Source organism: Kitasatospora dryopteridis (assembly GCF_050749075.1).
In the GTDB taxonomy this organism is placed as follows: Bacteria; Actinomycetota; Actinomycetes; order Streptomycetales; family Streptomycetaceae; genus Kitasatospora.
Map to the genome: position 1 here is coordinate 83,053 of NZ_CP192749.1, position 18,032 is coordinate 101,084.

Here is an 18,032-nt window from a genome sequence, read left to right on the forward strand (position 1 = left end):
GGCGGCGGCGCCACCGCGCCCCACTGAACCAGCGCGGAGTAGAGGCTCTCGAGGGCTGCACTGGCTCCTGCCGTGCGGCCTCGCGGCAGGGGCCGACGCATCCTCCCCCGCCTGACGGTGCGTCACCGTGTGGTCGCGCAGCGGTCACGGAACGGCAACCCCCGACCTACCGTAGGGTACGTCGATACGTTCGGGCCCTCACCACTGATCCCACAGAGGACCCCATGCGCCCCATTACCCTCACCGTGGCTGCCGCCTGCCTGCTCGCCGGTGCCGTCGCCTGTGAACCCCCGGCCAGCCCCACCCAGAAGTCCACCGCAGCGGCCGTCCCCGCCCAGCCCGCCGCCGGTGCCCCGTCCGCCGGCGCGCCCGCCGGCGATGCCGCTGCGCCCGCACCGGCCGGCGACGGTGACAAGACGAAGGACGTCGAGATCACCAAGTGCTCGGCCGATCCCGTCCTGCACTGGCCGTCCGCCGAGCTCACCATCACCAACCACAGCAGCAAGGCCAGCAACTACATGGTGCAGGTCGAGTTCCTGGACGCGAGCGGCACGCGCATCGGCGAGGGCATCGCCGCGACCAACGGCCTCGCCCCGAACCAGAAAAGTATGCAGAAGGCCCAGGGCGCAACCGAGGCCAAGGGCCAACTCTCCTGCCGGGTGATCGACGTGACCCGGTACGCCGCCCCCTGACAGCCGCCGTCGAACCGCCCCGCTCTTCCCTGGAGGCCGGGGCGGTTCGTCGTTCCCGGGTTCCCGGATACCTGCACTGGCAAATAGAACACATCCTGTCGGGCGTTCGACCTCCGCGGCCGGTGGGCGGGCGTACGGTTCCCGTCGGCCGGGCCGGCCGGATGCGGCTGCCACATCTGCCGTTCGCCGGCCAGGGCCAGCCGCATGAACCGGCCCCCCGCCCCGCCGGTGGACACCTTCGCGCAACTGAAGGTGGGTGAGGAGGGCTGGCGGTTCCGGTCGTTCGCGCAGGCCGTTCGCGAGCTCGGCACGGTGCAGCCGCCCGCGCTGTGGCCGGGAGACCGGGAGCAGTGGGCGCCCGGTCGGTGCTTCGCGGCCGCCATCGATTACGCGGAGGCCACCGGGGCGACATATGTCGAGGGCTTCGTCCTGGTACCCGGCCTGGCGGCGTGGCTGGTCTTCGATCACGCGTGGTACCTGCGCGACGGTGCGGTGGCGGATCCGTCATTTCCCGACGGCCACGCGGCCCTGTACCTGGGCATCCCGCTGGCCGCCGACTACCGGCGCAGCGAACAGGCCCGCCGCGGCGCCCGTGCCGTACTCACCACCGATCCGCAGAACTCCTGGTCCCTGATGAACGAGGATGCCCTGCGCGACGGCCTCCCGCCAGCAGCGTTCCTGCCCCGGGCCACTGCACCGCGGCTCGGGTGAGCGGCCGCGGTCTGTGGGCCGGGTGGGAGGCGGGCGTCGGGGGCGAGCCGCGGCGCCTACCCCCCCCGTTACCTTCTTGGTGGCCCCGCAACGGGGCTCCCGGCCTCCGGTCCGGCATGACTGTTCCCCCCTGTAGTTCGCATGATCCGGGGGGTGGTGTCACCGGGCCGGAGGCATCGGTAGACCGCTGATAGAGGCAGGACCACCAGCGTGCTGGGAGGCTCTTCGTAACGTGGATGCCGGCGACTGGTGCCACGCCAACGAGGCCGGGACAGCACGACCTCGTAAGGGACCAGTGTGATCGACACCGGTGATGTGGACGTCTTCCTCGGCCTGGACGTCGGCAAGGGCGAACACCACGGAACCGCGGTGACCCGGGCCGGCAAGCGGGTCTTCGACAAGCGGCTGCCGAACAGCGAGCCCAAGATGCGGGCCGTGCTGGACAAGCTCACCGCCAAGCACGGCACGGTCCTGGTCGTCGTCGACCAACCCGCCTCCATCGGCGCCCTGCCCCTGGCGGTCGCCCGGGACGCCGGCTGCCGCGTCGCCTACCTGCCCGGCCTGACGATGCGCCGCCTCGCCGACCCCTACCCCGGCGAGGCCAAGACCGACGCCCGCGACGCGGCGGTCATCGCGGATGCCGCCCGCACCATGCCCCACACCCTGCGCGGCATCGAGCTCACCAACGAGACCATCGCCGAGCTGGAGATGATCGTCGGCTTCGACGACGACCTGGCCGGCGAGGCCACCAGGATCGCCAACCGCCTGCGCGGCCTGCTCACCCAGATCCACCCGTGTCGACGGTCAGCGAATTCCCAGGTCAAACGCCAGATAATTCCCCACCGGCTCGATGCCTCGGGCCGCAGGCGGAAGGTGCGCCGCGGCAATGCCTGACCGCCCTGATATCCGGTCGACGGGCCGGAGCCCGTTGCCCTACTCTCGCGCGGTGACGAACAACGTGGAGACTGGCGAGGACTTCCGTGCTCTGCTTCGGTGTCTCAGCCGGCGCTTCGAGGGCCTCGGCGCCGATGCGCCGCAGATCGACGACATCCTGCTCCGCTGGGTCGGCGCCCTGCCTGACGAGGGTCCGGAGCCCGGCTGGCAGGGCCTGGCCGACCAGCTGCTCGGTGCGCTGGACGCGCCGCCGGCCGGGCTCGCCGAGCCCGCGCCCCTCGGAGACGAGCCGCCGGTCGCTTCTCCCGGAGAGCTACGAGTCCTGCTGCTGGCCCTGGCCGCCGACTTTGCCCGGGACCGCGCTTGGAGGGCAGACAGGCTGGCCCGAGGGCTGTGGGCCGGTGACGGGGGTGGCTGGGCGAGCGGCTCGATTGCCCAATTCCTGGAGTCGTGGGAGTCGTGGCTTGAGCCCGGGCTCGGCAGGCCACCGGCGTTCCCGGGCGTCCCACCGATCGAGCCGGTGACCTGGGCGTCCGTGGCGTGGCAGCTCGGTGCGGCCCGCGTCTACGAGTGAAGCAACCCGGCCAGCCTGATCAGTACTGCTGATCAAGCTGATCAGACCGGCCAGGCCCGGTGGGACGGGTCACTTGTCGGTCGGGTTCTTGGGCCGCTTGTTCGGCCGGTAGCTGGGGCCGTTCATGATCACCTGGTGGCTGGTGTTGATCAGCCGGTCCAGCAGCGACTCGGCGACGACAGGGTTGGGGAAGAGGGGATACCAGTCGCTGGGAGCCCGGTTGCTGGTGATGATCAGCGAGCGCCCCTGCCGCTCGGAGACCAGCTCGTAGAGGTCGTCGGCCTGACCTGCGCTCAGCTGCCGCATGGCGAAGTCGTCCAGGATCAGGACATCGGGTCGGATCAGCTCGCGCATCCGCTTGTCCCAGGTGCGGTCCGCGTGGCCGCCGGCGAGCTCGGCCAGGACCCGGCTGGTCTTCGTGAAGCGGACGTTCGCGCCCTGGCGGACGGCGAGGTGACCGAGGGCCTGGGCGACGTGTGTCTTGCCGACGCCCACGGGTCCGAACAAGATCACCGACTCGCCGGCATGGAGCCAGCGCAGGGCGGCCAGGTCGCGGATCTGGGCCGCGGGCAGCTTCGGGGAAGCAGCGAAGTCGAACTCCTCCAGAGTGACCTGCTGCTCGAACTTCGCCTTCTGCAAGCGCCGTTGGAAGGCAACGGTCTCGCGGCGGGTGATCTCGTCCTGGCAGAGGACCTGCAGGAAGTCCAGGTGGCCGAGTTCACCGCCGTGGGCCTGGATCAGCCGCGCATCCAGGGTTTCCAGCATCCCGGAGAGGCGAAGGGCCTTGAGCGACTCGCGCAGGGCGGTGTCCATCACGCTCATCGAGCAGCCTCCTCGGCGTCGTCGGCGTCAGCGTGGCCCTGGGTGCCCTCGGGCTCGCCGGAGGTCTGGGAGGGGATGCTCGTGGCAAACAGGCCCTCGGGGCCGTGGAGGAAGGCCGCGGCCCCGGCGTCGCCGGTCTCCGGCTCGGGGTCGGTCTCGGTGCCGGCGATCAGGATGCCCTTGATGGTGCGGTAGGAGGGGTCGCCGACCGCGATGGCCTTGGTGCAGGCCGCCTCCAGCCGCTGGTCGCCGTACTTCTTCCGCAGCCCGAGGATCCCCTGGGCAGCGCGGAGCCGGTAGAGCGCGTTGACCTCCAGCAGCTGGTCGATCACCTCCCGGCAGGCGTCGCCGACCTCGGAGGACTGACTGCGGCACCAGATCGGCGTCTTCATCTGGAAGGCGATCTTCTCCGGCGGGTAGTCGCCTCTGTCGGTGCGCTTGCCCTGGTCGAGTGCGGCGTGGGTCTTGACCAGCTCGCCCTCGTGGAAGACCTGGACCATGGTGGCGGTGGAGCGCACGTCGACCTTGCGGCCGATCAGCTTCCAGGGGACCGAGTAGAGGGTGCGGCCGACCTTGATGTGAATGTCCGGGCCGACTGCGGCGGTGGACCAGCGGGCCAGCACGAACGGCTTGTCCGGCAACGACAGCAGGGCCTTGGCCTCCACCGCCTCGAACACCGACAGCGGACTCGCACCGCCCAGCGGGCGGCACTGCCTGCGGCCGGCGGTGCCGGTCGACCACGTCAGGGCCTCGGCCTGCATCTGCTCGACCGAGGTGAACTCCCGCCCGCTCCAGAACGAGTCGCGGACATACGGCATCGGCCGCTCGACCCGCGGCTTGTCCTTCGGCTTCGCCGCCCGGGCCGGGTCGACCAGGGCGCCGTAGTAGGTCGCGAGCTCGGCATACGACTTGTTGATCTTCGGATCGTAGAGGTCCGGCCGGTCCACCGCCGTGCGCAGGTTGTCCGGCACCAACCGCCGCGGGACACCGCCGAAGAACCGGAACGCTTCGACGTGGGCCTGGGTCCAGGCGTGCTGGTCCATGTGGACCACCGGTCGGACGAACATGTGCCGCGAGCAGGGCAGCACCATCACGAACGCCCAGATCCGGTGCCTCTTGCCGGTCGACGGGTTGATCCACTGTCCCAGGAAGCCGTAGTCGATCTGGGCCTCCGAGCCCGGCTCGACGTCGTCCCGCAGCACCGTCACCTTCGACCGGGCCGACTCGTCCGGGAGGTTCTCGGTCACCCACCGGCGGAACGTCGACAACGACACCGCCAACTTCCCCTCATCCCTGAGGCGTTGATGGATCGTGGTCACCGTGGTCGTCTCCAGCAGCCCCTTGACCAGGTCGCGGTGCGGCTCGATCTCCGCCCACGTGACCTGGTTCAGTCGGCGCCGGGCCAGCTCCGGGAACCAGTTCTTGATCAGCTTTCCCCAGTCCGCCTCGCTCATGGGCGGCCCGCCCGGGGTCATCCCGGACGCCTCCGCCGGCGCCAGATACTTCCTGATGGTCTTGCGGTCCACCCCCAACGAGGCCGCGAGCTGGTTCTTCGACCGGCCCGCGTACCAGTGGACGTAGATCTCGACGATGTCGACCACGGTGAACGTTCTCCTTGCCATCCAGAGTGTCCGTCGACCTCTCGGCCTGTCGGTCGAGGGACGGCAACGACTCCGAGACGGTCAGGACCCTCAACCCGGCTCGGGGATGCCCAGGGGGAACCTGAACGATTCGGATGGAACGATCACTCGCAGGTCAAACCACCTGATCTGGGGTACTCGAGGCTTCCCCATGGTCAAGTTCCCCTTGGGGACTCGTGACCACGACCCTGGCCAATTCCGTGACCACAAAGCCTCAGAAGTGGGGGAAATCGCTGACCGTTCACAGGGCGTGCCCTCGGGCAGCTTCCGGGGGTCGAAGTAGACGGGGTTCGCGTGGACCCGGAGCTCCGCGGGCGCGGTGCGGCGCCACCTGCGTCCGTAGGTGGTCGCCAGATGGTGGCGCAGCATCGTCCAGGCCACGTGCCAGCGCCGGGCCTCCTCGAAGGTCAGACCGTGGTCGCCCATCCACAGGCCCATCCGGCGCATCATGCGTGGCGCGATCAGGAACTGGACCGGGGTGGGCAGCGGGTGCTACGGACGGCTCATCAGGATCTCCTCGCGGTTGGGCCGGACAGCCTCCGACAGCTCTCTCCGTACGGGCCGCGGCCCATGCCGGGCCACAGGGGGCGCCCGGAAGCACGACAGAGGTCCCCGCTCGGCCTCCGGCCGGTGGTCCGTGCGCGAGGCCGACGCCAAGCTCTCCTGTGCGGGTGAGGTTGTGGTTCCCCCGCTCCGGGGGGATGCCTGGTCGAAACGGCTTGAACGGTTCCCGGTCGCCGCAACGATGGACCAGCCGTCCGGAGGGCCCGGGCCCGATGGCCGGCAACAGGCAGCTGGGTTCATCGAAGGTCGACGGGGGACACACATGGCGGCGCCGAACCCGGCCTCCGCAGTGCCGGCCTCAGCAGTCGGGACGGGTCACTTCGTGGGCGGCCCCGTCACCCGGTGCGGCCGCCCGGCCCAGGCGCGTGGTCCTCGTTGCGGGCCTGGGCCGGGCGGCCGCCGGACGGGGTCTGGCGGCGCAGCTGCCGGTGGCGCCAGTAGGCGCGTCACCAGGCCAGCCGGTGCGCGGAGTCCTGTGGGATGACGGTCTGGAGGGCGACAACGACCAGGCCGAGGGCGAAGCAGCCGAAGGCGCTGGCGGTCAGCCACCACGGCGCTCCGGCCAGGGCCAGCGCCGTCCCGCCGATGCCGGCGGCGACGGAGGTGATCAGAGGTCGGTGTGCGGGCTGCATGCGGGGATTCCCCCTCCGGGTGGGCGCACCGAGGTGGTGCGCGGGATGTCGGGGATCCGGCTGTCGTGCGCGGATCTGCATCCCCCACCTTTCAGGAAGAAGAAGCGAAGCCGCCCCTCGCGGCGTATCGGTGGGTGTCACACCCGGCGCCCGTACCGGTCGAAGGCTCGCTGCCACGCGATCTGCATCGACTGCTCCAGGATCAGACCGCACTGCCCGTGCGCGGCGGTGGCGAGCCCCTCCACCAGGTGGCCAGGAGTGCCGGCGAGGAGTTCGCCGGCCATCGACCGGCCGGGCCACTGCCAGGCGGCCCGGCTCACGTAGAAGTCCGATCCGATGTACATGCCGCCCGGTCGCCGCCCCGGGAGCTGCCTGCCGAACTGCACGGCGAGGCGCCGGAACAGGCGGCCGCTGCTTCGGGCCTCTTGGAGTTGCCGAAGCCGGTGCTCCTCGAGCCCGCCGTCCTTGAAGGCGTCGATGACGGCGTCCATGCGTCTGCGGGTCGCAGCGCGGGCCTGGGCCATGGCCTCGTGCTGTTCCTCGACGGTGATGAGGCCGAAGGCGCACGCTTTGTCGGCCGGGAGGAACAGGGCAATGCGGATCGGAGGCTCCTCGGCGAACTCGTGGTTCCACTCGACGAGGACGGCCTCGATGAAGCCGCTGATCCGGTCGGGTCGCAGACCTGCGGCCGCGGCGGTCAGCGGCTCGATGCCGGGCACGGGCTCCCAGCCGCCCGGGCAGCCCTGCAGCGGCCAGATGGCCTGCCTGCTCTTGTAGGGGAAGGCGAGCACCCTGCCGGCGGCCGCCCAGGTCGCGTATGGCTCGGGCAGCTGCTGGGCCGTGGAGGCGGGGGCGTGGGCTCGCCAGGTGGCGGGTGTGCGGATCAGCCAGCCGGGCGGGGTCATGTCGCGTTCGGCGGGGTCCGTTTCCTCGCGGTCGACCAGCCACTCCTCGAAGTCCTGCAGTTCGGTCTTGCGGTAGGCCCGCCACACCGCCGTGCCGCCGCGTCCCGACCAGTCGTACGTCGATGACGCTCCCCACGCACGCGGCGGCGGGTTGGTGGCCAGGAGTGCTTGCCGGTACGCGGAGGACCAGGGCCGGTCCTGATCGTAGAGCGCTTGTTCGTTGGCCTTGGCACGCGGGCCGGTGAGCACGTGGCGGGCGAGGTTGGCGGCGGCCTGGAAGCGGGCCGGGGAGTGCCAGCCCACGTCCCGCTCCAGGGCCTCCGCGGCCAGGAGCAGATACCGCTCGTCGACGGCCTCGTCATCGGGGAGTGCTTGGGTCTGGTGCTTTCTGCGGGCCCGGATGGTCTCGGCCTCGCGGAGCAGCTCCTTCTCCGGCTTGGTTCCGGTGGTGACCGTGATCAGTCGCCACAGCCCGAGCGCGGAGCCGTGGCGCAGCACCGGGAGCAGGCCGTCCAGGAACTCGTCCGTGAAGGGCTCGGCGTGCCAGATCGCGGTCGTCACCGCGTCGGTCAGTGCCCGGCCTTGGTAGTCGCGGTAGGCCCGCTGGTACTGGCCGGGCAGCATGAGGGACACGGCGCGGGCCCGTTCCAACAGATCGGCAGGGGCGCGCAGCCGCAGGGGCAGGTCCTGTCTCGGATCGCGTCGCCAGCGCGGCGGCGGCGGGTAGCGCAGCACGGTGGAGATGTGGGTGAGCCGGTCCTCGGACTCGAGCTGTTCCTGGGCTTCGACGTGGTCCGCGAGCAGTCGACGCACCGCCTCGTCCCGCGAGGTCCCCCACCGTGTCCTGATGGCGGCCAGCGCCTCGAGGGCGCAGTACGGCAGCCGGATGTTGGTCTCCTTGTGAGCGGGCACCTGGCCAGTGTCCGGGGCGCAGTGGGGTGGTGGGGGCGGGAGCGCGAAGTTGAGCAGTCCGGGTCCGGTCGTGATCTGCGGCCGGGCGGCGCAGCGCCTGACCATCGGCTCTTGTATGAGGACGGCGGCCAGGCTCCGCCCGGGACCCCCATGGCAGTTCGTGTCGCACACGCTGACAGCAGAAGCCCGGAGGACAGTGGATCCATGGACGAGACCCCCGACACGAAGCCGTACCGCCCCAGGGGAACTGTCGCCGTCGCCCTGGCCGACGGCACGGTGCTGCCCGCCACCGCCGTGATCTACGACATGAGCAGGCCCGGCTTCACTCCCGGGTGGGGCGCCCATATCGATCCGGTGGCCGACGGCCCGTCACTCGAGCCCGTCAGCCATGCCGGCCACGGCACTCTGATCGTCGCCGGCAGCGTCCGTGGAGACTTCCGCGTTAACGCTTTCGACCACGAGACGGGACACCTGAATGTCGCGGGAGTCGGCGAGCCGCCGCAGTGGCCGCGGGCCGACGCCGAGTCGTAAGCAGTCGGCGCTGCGCGGTGTGGGTTGCGTCCATGGTGCCGCGGGGTGCGGCAGCAGGTGGGCGAGGGCGGATTCGAACCGCTACAGCCGAAGCGTGGGCTTTACAGGCCCGTGAACTCTCCGATGCCCAGCTCGCCCTTGGCGGAGGAGCAGACCTCGAAGCCAAACAGGCCGCCTACGGGGATGCCCGGTTCCTCCACGACCTGCCGGAGGACAAGCAGCGGAAGGTCGTCGAGATCCGGTAGCCCCGGGCCACCCGGGCGGCCCGCTCACTCGCCCGTGGCGTCCTTCCCGGCCGCCCGCCGTAGTGGAGGAACGGGCGGCGTCAGGACGCGCAGTCGCGGCAGATCGGCTGGCCGTTCTTGTCCTGGCCGGCCAGTTGGGTGCGGTGGTGGACGAGGAAGCAGGTCATGCAGGTGAACTCGTCGGCCTGGAGGGGCACGACCTGGACGGTGAGTTCCTCGCCGGACAGGTCGGCGCCCGGAAGCTCCAGCCCCTCGACGGCCTCTACGTCGGCGTCGACCGCGCCGCTCTGCTTGTCGTCGCGCCGCCCCTTCAGCGCCTCGACGCTGTCGTCGTTGCTGCCGCCGTCGCCGGTGTCGCGGGGGGCGTCGTAGTCGGTTGCCAAGGTCGGTGCCTTCTCCTCGTCAGGGGATGCCTCGTGCGGGTCGGGTCGCTGCCGTGAGCCCGTCGGCGGGGGTGCCAACCGGGAACGGCTGTGATCGATTCCGTCCAGTGGCGCACCACCCTCCCACCTGCAGGCCGACCGGTGCGCGAGGCCGCACCGCGGCGGGCCGGCGCCGGGCGTGACCGCAGGACCTCGGCAGCCGGGCACGCGGTGCCGTACCTGGTGGGGTGGACCGGGCGCGGGCAGGGGAAGGGCCTGGGTGCGGGGCTCGGAATCGGGAGGGGCCGGGGGCGCCACGGCGCCGTCCGGGAAGGGGGAGGGTGTGGCGTTCACCGCGATGCACGCGGAGCGGGGGCGGCTGGATGCCAGCCGGGACGATCTCGGGTGCGGCTGGGCCTGGGCGGCCGTCCACCGGGCGCGTCCGCGCGTGCCGTTGACCTGCCCGGAGTGCGGGCACGGCGTGCACGCCAAGCTCTCCCCCGCCCGGATGCGGTTCTTCGCCCACGACGCCGGGGCGCCGCAGTGCACGCTGGCCGGGGAGTCGATGGAACACCACCTGCTCAAGCTGCAGCTCGCCGGCGAGATCCGGGCAGCCGGCTGGCTCGCCGAGCTGGAGGTCCGCGCACCGGACGGCACCTGGCGCGCCGACGTGATGGCCTCCTCCCCCAACGGGGCCCGCCGCATTGCGTGGGAGGCGCAGCTGTCGGCGATCACCGAGGACGAGATACGGGCGCGCACCGAGCGGTACGCGGCTGCGGGGATCGGGGTGTGCTGGGTGGCGAGTCGGCCCCGGCGGTGGCTAGAACTCCCTGACCAGTCGCCCCGCGCGCCGGTCTCTTCCCATCACGGGCGCCGGGCCCCGTCCGCCGGCCTGCGGAGACGCAGAAGGCACCAGCACGGCCGCGACTACGCTGGCAGGCGGTCAGGTTCGGGGCCACCAAGAAGGTAATGAGGGGACGGTCATGGGCGAGGACGGGACGACGCGCAAGACGGGCGAGGGCGGCGGTGTGCGCGTCTTCACGGCGCTGCCGGCGCCGGAGGCGACGGACGGCGATCCCTTCCGCCGGTGCCTGGAGGACGTGGTCCGGGTCCTCGGCCTCGACGTCGTAGAGGAGCCGGGTGTCGACGAGCGCAGGTGGGGCCAGTACGTCCGGGCGGCCCTGCGCGAGGCCTGTAAGCGCGGCACGGCGTTCCCCGGGGAGTCGTTCGAGGTGCTGCTGCGCGCGGCCGTGTACGACCGGAATCCGAGCTTCAACCGGTGGTTCGTCGAGGCGGCCCTGAACGCGTTCGGCCGCAGGCGGGTGCGCGCCCGGCTGATCGGCTACCTGCAGGCGGGCACGGATGCGGAGCGGGCGGGCGCCGCCCGGGCCTGGTACTGGACGGCCCTACCGCTCAACCACCCCCGAATCAGAGCAGCCGCAGCAGCCGGGGCGGCCGGGGACCGCGATGGTGGTGACGACGCCGCGGTCGCGGTGCGGGAGTGGAACGAGGCGGCGCTGCGGGAGTTCGTCGACAACGAGCACCTGGACGTGCGCCGCTGCATCCTGCCCGGCCTGCCCCTGTGGGCGGCCGCCTACCCGGCCGAGCTGCACCCCCTGGTGGACGAGGCGGTCGCGATCGCCCGCTCCCACCCGGACGAGTACCTGCGTCACCGGGTGGAACACCAGATCTGCGGCTGACACACCCGGGTGCCGGCGACGGGCGGTCCGGAACCTGGCCGGCCCTCCTGCCCGACCGACGTGCCTCGAGCGCCCCTGCACCGAGCAGCCGACAGGGCGCAGCCAAGGCCGGAGTGGCGGTCCGAAGGACGCCGTGGTCAGGGGCTTGACCGGCTTCCTGCCGCTGCCATGGTGGACGAGCCGCCCGGAGGTCCGGGCCGGTGGCTGGCCCCGAGCAGGTCAGTTCACGTCTAGGGAGGGACGGACATGGCACAGGAAGCGGACGTCGAGGGCACCCTGCTGCGCTGGGTGGCCACCTACGCCCAGCTGCGGGTCGGCGAGGACGGCTGGCGTTACCGGTCGTTCGCGCAGGCCGTGCGCGAGCTCGGCGTCCTGCAGCAGCCCGCGCCGTGGCCCGGGGACCGCAAGCAGTGGGCGCCCAGCCGGTGCTTCGCGGCCGCCACCGCGTATGCGGAGGCCACCGGCGCGGTCTACGTCGAGGGCTTCGTCCTGGTGCCCGGCCTGACGCAGTGGCCGGTCTTCGACCATGCCTGGTGCCTGCGCGACGGCGCGGTCGCCGACCCCTCACTCCCGGACGGCTATGCGGCTCTGTATCTCGGGATCCCGCTGGCGGCCGACTACCGGCGCGGCGAGCAGGCCCGCCGCGGCACCCACGCCGTCCTCACCACGGATCCGCAGCAGCCCTGGTCGCTGGTGAACGAGAACGCACTGCGCGGCGGCCTCCCCGCGGAAGCGATCCTGCCCGCGGGCATGCCCTCCCCCGCTGATGGGACAAGACCGCCGCCAGGCGGCTGTCTGCGGGACGGGATCAGGTGCCTTACCTGCGCAGCGCCCAGGCGCGGGTGCGGGCCGCATCGGAGGCCCGGATGCCCTGGGCGGTGGGGGTGGTGTCGGCCAGGTGCCGCTGCAGGTGGTGGATGCGCTGGTCGAGGGCGACGGAGATGCGGCGGCGGGAGCCGTCGCGGACGGCGGCGACGGTGGCGGTGCTGGTGTCCAGCCGGGCGGCGAGGTAGGTGGCGGGCCAGCCGCGGGCCGCGAGCTGGGCCAGGGCCTCGGCCGCCGGGCCTGCGCCGGTCAGGCCGCGGCCGGGTCCGGGCGGCTGGTCGCGGCGGGGCAGCGGGATACCGAGGACGGCCTCCGCGGTGCTGTGGGCGATCCGGGCCGGACGCCGCCCGGCCGGGCGCAGCAGGCGGCGCACCAGGGTGACGGAGATGCCGGAGGCATCCGCGATGTCCTGGGCGGACATGCCGCGGCGGACCAGGACAGCGGCCCGCAGCGCCGCTGGTGTTGGGTCGACGCGGGCGGCCAGGCCCTGGGCGCGGTCCATCTCGCGGCGGCGGCGGGCCCGCAGCGCCGCCTGGCGGCAGCCGGCGCGCAGGCAGCCGTAGTCCGCGCAGGAGGCCTGCCCGTGGCGGACCCGGCTGCGGGGCCGGCCGGCGAGACGGCCGCGCCCCCGCCACCTGGTCCTGGCCCGCCACTACCCGCTCCTCGCTTCCTTCGATGGTCAGGACGGCAGTATGCCGGGCTGCCCGGACACGGCCCGGGCGGCAGCGCAAGGGCAGGCGGTGCGCCGGGGCGGCGGCGCGGCGGGCCGGGGCGATTCGCTCGACCGTCCCCGGGCCGGGTCTGTGCGCGCTACCGTGATCGGGTCATCAGCCCCGGAGGGCTCGCGCCGGCCGGCGCAGCGGCGCCCTGAGCGGTGCGGCGCCCGCAGCCTTTGTCTTTTGTGCTGGAGATGCTGATGACCTCCTCCCCCGATGCGGCCCGTCCCACGAAGCTGAGCCGTTCCCTTGTCGCGCAAATCCGCCGTGACGTGGCCCGCGACCATGCCGCGGTGGCCCGGTGGGCGGCGGATCTGTCGGTGAGCTGGACCACGGTGGCCGGCGCCGCCTACGGCTGGACGTGGCGCTCGGTGACCGCCCCCGCCCCCGTGGCGCCGCCCTTGGCGGTGAAGAACCTCGCGCCTGCGTACGCGCGGCTGGACGAGGCCACCGTGGCGCGGATGCGCCGCACCTACCGCGCCGGGCACACGACACTGGGCCGACTGGCCCGACAGCACCAAGTCTCCGAGAGCACGGTCCGCCAGGCGGTCCTGGGGATGACCTGTCGGCACGTCACCGAGCCCCCGGCCCGGCGGGCGGTGACAGGCGGCTGGACGGTGCTCTCGGCGGACGACGAGGCCCAGATCCTCCGGCGCCGCACGCTGACACCACCCGAGCCGCTCCGGAAGATCGCACGCGAGCTGGGGCACGACGTCGCCACGGTGCACCGGGCCTGGCGCCGCCTACGGCCCGCCCCGCACACACGGGCCGACCAGGCATAGGGCCGGGCGCCCGGCCGGTTTCGTGGACCGACCGGCGCACTGCCCGCCCCGCAGGGCGGGGAACCGGTCCCGTCCCGTGGCGCACCACCCTTCCCTGGACCCGCCGCACGACGCGTAAGGCCGTACCGGCACGGCATCCGCCGACGGCCTGCCCGGGCGTAGTGTCTGGACACCGCCCCCATGTGCGGCGCAGCCAGACGTGGAAGGGAGCGTCGAGATGGCGCTCGTGCACCGCTACCTGATCGTTCTCCCCGGCCGGCCGGGCTGCCACGCCCCGCAGACCGGCACGGTCGTCACCGCCACCGGCCGCACCGGCCCCGGCGGCCACCCCGTCTACACCGACGAAACCGGCCGCCTGCGCGTGGAGATCACCGGACACGGCACCGCCCGGCTCCTCACCCCAACCCCGCTCCACCACGGCCCGCTGCACGCCGAACCTCTCCCCTGACCGCCCCGCGGCGGACCGGCGGACCGGCGCGGCCGAGCGGACAACACGCGCAGGTCCCGGTGGACGGGCCGCGGGGCGCATCCCGGCCCGGGCCCGGATGCGGGCAGCCGGGAGCGATTGCCCGGGGCGGGGTGGTGCGGGCGGGTGGCCGCACGCGGCCGGGCGGGTGACCCGTGCGGAATGTCGGCCGGGCACCGGCTGCGGGGTGTGCCAACGGTGGAAGCGCGGTGCCCCGGGGCGCCGGCCGCCCGATCGCCGACCTCTCGGGGAGTGCTCCGCCATGCCCGTCGTGTCCCTCGCACACCGGATCCTGCAGTTCCTCCTCGCCCTCGCCTGCGCCGCGGGCCTGTGGACAGCCTTCGCCGCCCCCGCACAGGCCGCCCCCGCGCACACGACGACCGCCACCGCGGCGAACGCGGCGCCCGAAGCCGTACCGGCCGCCGGGCAGGGATCGACTGGGACAGGATCGCGGCCTGCGAGAGCGGCCGCCGCTGGCACCTGAACACCGGCAACGGCTACTACGGCGGCCTCCAGTTCAACCAGTCCACCTGGCGCGCCAACGGCGGCACCGCCTACGCCCCGCGCGCCGACCTCGCCAGCCGCGAACAGCAGATCGCCGTCGCCGAACACCTCGCTGCCCGCCGGGGACTTGCCCCCTGGCCCGCCTGCGGTGCCCGCGCCGGCCGAACCACCGGTCACCACACCACCGTCCCCGCGCCGCGCCCGGCAAAGCGGCCAGCCGCCCAGCAGCCGGCCGCCGCCCAGGAGCCCGCCGTCGGCAGCATCACGGCTGCCCAGCCGGACACGGCCACCGAGCCCGGGGACGACGGCACGATCGTGGTCCAGGACGGCGACACCCTCGACGGCCTCGCCCAGAGCCTGCAGGTGGTCGGCGGCTGGCCCGCCCTCTACGAGGCCAACCAGGACACCATCGGCGACGACCCCGACCTCATCCTCGCAGGCCAAACCCTCCGTCTGCCCTGACACCCAGCGGCTCGCCTCCGGGCCGACCGGCGGGGCAGCGTTGGGGTGGCGGGAAAGTCGCTGCCGGACGGGTTCCAGGCCGACGACCTCGGGAACTCCCGAAGCATCGGCGAAGGCGACCGCCCCCGCGCGCTTGTGCCGGAGCCGGACAGCAGCAACCCACGGCGGAGGCAGCAGCACCTATGGCGGAGGCGGACGTCGATTTCGCGGCGGTGTTCCAGGCGCTGCCCGGCGCCGTCGCGCTGCTCACCCCGCAGCTGGTGTTCGCCGAGGCCAACGAGAAGTTCCTGCGCCAGGCCGGGCGCAGCCGCGATCAGGTGGTCGGCCGGTACCTGTTCGACGCGTTCCCCCGCCAGCCTCACGACGCCGACGATTCCCGCATGCGGGATCTGGAGGCGTCGCTGCGCCGGGTGCTGGCCGGCGGGGAGAGCGACGTGATGGCGGTGCAGCGCTACGACGTCGAGGCCGCCCCGGGCCGGTGGGAGGAGCGGTACTGGAGCCCGGTGAACGCCCCGGTGTTCGCCCCGGACGGGCGGGTGGTGCTGGTGATCCACCGGGTGGAGGAGGTCACCGCGCTGATCCGCGCCGTGGGCGGGCCGGGTGCCGAGCTGCGCGTGGAGGCCGAGCTGTACAGCCGGCTGCGCGAACTCGAAGAAGTCAACCAGCGCCTGCGCCGGGCCCACGCCCGCGAACGCGAGGTCGCCCTCGCCCTGCAGAGTGCCATGCTCCCCCCGGCCCGGCCGATCCGCGCCCACCGCACCGCCGTGCGCTACCGGCCCGCCACCGCCGCCCTGAACGTGTGCGGCGACTGGTACGACCTCATCCCCCTGCCCGGCGGCGACCGGATCGCGGTCACCGTCGGCGACGTCGTCGGCCACGGCCTGGCCGCAGCCGCCGTCATGGGCCAGCTCCGCAGCGCCCTCTCGGCCGCCTCCCTCGTGGCCACCGGTCCCGCCCGGGCGCTGGACGCCCTCGGCCGCTACGCGCACTTCCTCGACGGCGCCGAATCCACCACCGCCGTCACCTGCTTCCTCGACTGGGACGAGCGCACGATCACCTACTCCAGCGCCGGCCACCCGCCCCCGGTCCTCCTCCACGCCGACGGCACCGCGGTGCTGCTCGATGCGGCGACGGACCCGCCGCTGGACGCCCACCCCGAACCCACCCCACGCCCCCAAGCCACCGTGGCCTTCAACCCGGGCGACGTCCTCGCCCTCTACACCGACGGCCTGATCGAACGCCGCGGCCAGGACATCGACACCGGCCTGACCACCCTCACCGACTCCCTCGCACGCCACCACGCGGCCTCCACGCCCGACACACTCGACCCCGACCACCTCGCCGACGCCGTCCTCGCCGACCTGCTGCCCGCAGGCGGCGTCACCGACGACACCGCCCTCGTCATCGTCTGCCTGTGACGCATCGTCCGGCCGCACGGCACCGACACCGGTGAGGCCGTAGCCGGCGCCGGCCCGAGACCCAGGGACGGGGCAGACCGCCGGGTCACACACGCCGGCACACGGACGGGCACCAGCACTCCCAAGCCGCAGACGAGCACGCCCGCGGGACGGTGCGGTGGGTGCGGGCCCCCACTGGCGCTGTCGGTCAGGATGCCGGCGCCCTGCTCTCCCGGGTGCTCGGCAGCGATGTGCCCGGCCTGGCCCCACGATCCGTCCGGCAGCGGCGCGGTCCAACCGACCGGCCGGGCCCCGGTGGAGCAGCTGGTGAACGTCTCGGCCCGCGGGTCGTCCCAGGAAGCCACCAGCCAGCCCTCACCGAACGTCACGCTCAGGTCGTCCAAGCGGTCCGGCTCGCCGAACCGGACGGTCGGGGCGGTGCACGCGGCGCGGCGCAGCGCCTCGAAGTCCTCCGCCCGCTACTCGGCCGCAACGGCGGGTGCCAACACCCGCGCAGGCGCCCGAAACTCGGACCGGTTCGAATCAGCCGGTGCCGCCGCCCCGGCCGGGTCGGGTGCCTTTTCGGACCGATCTGAACAGCCGGGGCAGCAGGCTGCTCGGCCCGGGCCTTGGCTCCGACCCGGGCCAGGACGTCCGGTCGTCTCAGCATCTCCTCGGCCCTACGCAGCTCGCGTTCCGGTCCTGTCAGGCCGGGCCAGCGAACCTCGTCCCGCGCGTCCTCCGCGGCCTCCACCGCCCGGACGCTCAGCGCCCGTGCTGACGGCGGAACTCCTCGTACGCGGCCACCGGATCGGCGGCCACCGCGTCCAGGAACACGCGGGCAGCGTCCACGGACGCCTCCGCGCACCGCAGAACCTCCGCCCGCACACCCTCGACCGACCGGACAGCGTCGGCCTTGACCTTGTTCCGGGCCGCCTTGGACTTGCACGCCGTCGAACAGTACTTCAACCGGCGCCCGCGCTTGCCAGGCTCCGCCGTCGGCACCGTCTTCCCGTGCACCGCGTTGGCCGTAACCGCTTCCTGCACCGGCGGCGACAAGTGCCACGCATCTCCCACCAGTCCACTCACGCGGTGTTCAACGACCCAGACCCTGCCATTTCGGGTCAATACAGCCCAGCTGCGACACGACTACTGTCAGACTCGATGACGCCACAGCGGCGCGCCAGGAGATTGATCAATCAGTTCGTCGGACTCCGGGTGAGCACCAGTCAACAGTGAAGTCAAGAAATCGGATACGCCCCCGTTGAATGTCTCCAATGGCTCAGATCCGTAGTACCAGATAACTACCGGCCAGCGCTCCGGATCAGAATCCGAAGTGTCCCAGAAGAAATAGTTTGCTGATAGGTCGTTCCCCCAGAGCAGCAGCCCCCCAGGCGCCGGAAACGGCTCATATGGCCGCCCATTTTCAGGCAGCAAACCATACCACTGCTCTAGCGATTCACCGACCGCTTTATTGTCGTCAATATAGGCATCGATTGCCTTCTCTCCGAGCTGCGGCGCCACCACAACCAAACCGCCAGAGAATTCCACCGACCCATAGGCTTCAATAAAGTCTCGAAAATCGGACGGAAACTGAACACCCACTTGCTGGGGAGCCAGCTCCCACCTCACCCGGACGCAAGGCCTACCCGACTCTCCCATAATTTCCCGAAGACGATCCATGGAACGCAATTTC

18 protein-coding genes, 1 tRNA gene and 1 pseudogene are annotated in these 18,032 nt (G+C 72.4%); 11 read left to right on the forward strand and 9 right to left on the reverse strand.

Annotated features, from left to right (window positions below; all coding sequences use genetic code 11):
- Positions 1-224: 224 nt before the first annotated feature.
- The 4 genes and pseudogenes from ACQ614_RS00395 (at position 225) to ACQ614_RS00410 (ending at position 2,871) form a co-directional block, all read left to right on the forward strand.
- Positions 225-692, forward strand: coding sequence for an FxLYD domain-containing protein (locus ACQ614_RS00395; protein WP_431676022.1), 468 nt, complete (start codon positions 225-227; stop codon positions 690-692).
- A gap of 204 nt (positions 693-896) precedes the next feature.
- Positions 897-1,403 (forward strand): hypothetical protein, encoded by a 507-nt coding sequence (locus ACQ614_RS00400; RefSeq protein ID WP_431676023.1) that lies wholly within the window; start codon positions 897-899, stop codon positions 1,401-1,403.
- A 297-nt stretch (positions 1,404-1,700) separates the two neighbouring features.
- Positions 1,701-2,198, forward strand: a pseudogene (locus tag ACQ614_RS00405) (IS110 family transposase); the annotation flags it as partial.
- Between the two features lie 151 nt (positions 2,199-2,349).
- Positions 2,350-2,871 (forward strand): hypothetical protein, encoded by a 522-nt coding sequence (locus tag ACQ614_RS00410; protein WP_431676024.1) that lies wholly within the window; start codon positions 2,350-2,352, stop codon positions 2,869-2,871.
- A gap of 69 nt (positions 2,872-2,940) precedes the next feature.
- On the opposite strand, the gene istB is transcribed toward ACQ614_RS00410, so the two are convergent.
- The 4 genes from istB to ACQ614_RS00430 all read right to left on the reverse strand — a co-directional run bounded on the left by istB (position 2,941) and on the right by ACQ614_RS00430 (position 8,346).
- The gene (gene istB, locus ACQ614_RS00415) at positions 2,941-3,693 is read right to left on the reverse strand and encodes an IS21-like element helper ATPase IstB (RefSeq protein WP_431676025.1); all 753 of its coding nucleotides are present in this window, start codon (positions 3,691-3,693) and stop codon (positions 2,941-2,943) included.
- The gene (gene istA / locus ACQ614_RS00420; RefSeq protein WP_431683795.1) at positions 3,690-5,294 is read right to left on the reverse strand and encodes an IS21 family transposase; all 1,605 of its coding nucleotides are present in this window, start codon (positions 5,292-5,294) and stop codon (positions 3,690-3,692) included. The genes istB and istA overlap by 4 nt, the downstream gene beginning before the upstream one ends.
- Positions 5,295-6,343: 1,049 nt before the next feature.
- Positions 6,344-6,529: a hypothetical protein gene (locus ACQ614_RS00425; RefSeq protein ID WP_431676026.1), complete on the reverse strand. Its 186-nt coding sequence runs from the start codon at positions 6,527-6,529 to the stop codon at positions 6,344-6,346.
- A 137-nt stretch (positions 6,530-6,666) separates the two neighbouring features.
- Positions 6,667-8,346, reverse strand: coding sequence for a hypothetical protein (locus ACQ614_RS00430; RefSeq protein ID WP_431676027.1), 1,680 nt, complete (start codon positions 8,344-8,346; stop codon positions 6,667-6,669).
- A gap of 204 nt (positions 8,347-8,550) precedes the next feature.
- Here ACQ614_RS00430 and ACQ614_RS00435 point away from each other — a divergent pair, with 204 nt between their 5' ends.
- The gene (locus ACQ614_RS00435) at positions 8,551-8,877 is read left to right on the forward strand and encodes a hypothetical protein (protein ID WP_431676028.1); all 327 of its coding nucleotides are present in this window, start codon (positions 8,551-8,553) and stop codon (positions 8,875-8,877) included.
- Between the two features lie 58 nt (positions 8,878-8,935).
- On the opposite strand, the gene ACQ614_RS00440 is transcribed toward ACQ614_RS00435, so the two are convergent.
- Both ACQ614_RS00440 and ACQ614_RS00445 read right to left on the reverse strand, forming a co-directional pair.
- Positions 8,936-9,015, reverse strand: a tRNA-Tyr gene (locus tag ACQ614_RS00440).
- A gap of 187 nt (positions 9,016-9,202) precedes the next feature.
- Complete coding sequence (locus ACQ614_RS00445) at positions 9,203-9,505, reverse strand: DUF4193 domain-containing protein (RefSeq protein ID WP_431676029.1); 303 nt, start codon at positions 9,503-9,505, stop codon at positions 9,203-9,205.
- 322 nt (positions 9,506-9,827) lie between these two features.
- Here ACQ614_RS00445 and ACQ614_RS00450 point away from each other — a divergent pair, with 322 nt between their 5' ends.
- On the forward strand, positions 9,828-10,454 hold the full coding sequence (locus ACQ614_RS00450; protein WP_431676030.1) for a competence protein CoiA: 627 nt from the start codon (positions 9,828-9,830) through the stop codon (positions 10,452-10,454).
- A 13-nt stretch (positions 10,455-10,467) separates the two neighbouring features.
- Complete coding sequence (locus ACQ614_RS00455; protein WP_431676031.1) at positions 10,468-11,184, forward strand: hypothetical protein; 717 nt, start codon at positions 10,468-10,470, stop codon at positions 11,182-11,184.
- A gap of 817 nt (positions 11,185-12,001) precedes the next feature.
- Here the strand turns inward: ACQ614_RS00455 and ACQ614_RS00460 are convergent.
- On the reverse strand, positions 12,002-12,511 hold the full coding sequence (locus ACQ614_RS00460) for a hypothetical protein (protein ID WP_431676032.1): 510 nt from the start codon (positions 12,509-12,511) through the stop codon (positions 12,002-12,004).
- Between the two features lie 486 nt (positions 12,512-12,997).
- Between ACQ614_RS00460 and ACQ614_RS00465 the strand changes: the two genes are divergently transcribed.
- From ACQ614_RS00465 to ACQ614_RS00480, 4 genes are all read left to right on the forward strand, one after another.
- Positions 12,998-13,507 carry a helix-turn-helix domain-containing protein gene (locus ACQ614_RS00465; RefSeq protein WP_431676033.1) on the forward strand — a complete coding sequence of 170 codons (510 nt, stop codon included), beginning with the start codon at positions 12,998-13,000 and terminating at the stop codon, positions 13,505-13,507.
- A gap of 217 nt (positions 13,508-13,724) precedes the next feature.
- Entirely contained in the window at positions 13,725-13,955 is a 231-nt protein-coding gene (locus tag ACQ614_RS00470) for a DUF6296 family protein (protein ID WP_431676034.1), read from the forward strand.
- 348 nt (positions 13,956-14,303) lie between these two features.
- A complete protein-coding gene (locus ACQ614_RS00475; RefSeq protein ID WP_431676035.1) occupies positions 14,304-14,939 on the forward strand; it encodes a transglycosylase family protein in 636 nt (211 codons plus the stop codon).
- Between the two features lie 182 nt (positions 14,940-15,121).
- The gene (locus ACQ614_RS00480) at positions 15,122-16,357 is read left to right on the forward strand and encodes a PP2C family protein-serine/threonine phosphatase (protein ID WP_431676036.1); all 1,236 of its coding nucleotides are present in this window, start codon (positions 15,122-15,124) and stop codon (positions 16,355-16,357) included.
- Between the two features lie 744 nt (positions 16,358-17,101).
- Here the strand turns inward: ACQ614_RS00480 and ACQ614_RS00485 are convergent.
- Together ACQ614_RS00485 and ACQ614_RS00490 are read right to left on the reverse strand one after the other, a co-directional pair.
- Positions 17,102-17,425, reverse strand: coding sequence for a hypothetical protein (locus ACQ614_RS00485; RefSeq protein ID WP_431676037.1), 324 nt, complete (start codon positions 17,423-17,425; stop codon positions 17,102-17,104).
- A 66-nt stretch (positions 17,426-17,491) separates the two neighbouring features.
- Complete coding sequence (locus ACQ614_RS00490) at positions 17,492-18,019, reverse strand: SMI1/KNR4 family protein (protein WP_431683796.1); 528 nt, start codon at positions 18,017-18,019, stop codon at positions 17,492-17,494.
- Positions 18,020-18,032: the final 13 nt, after the last annotated feature.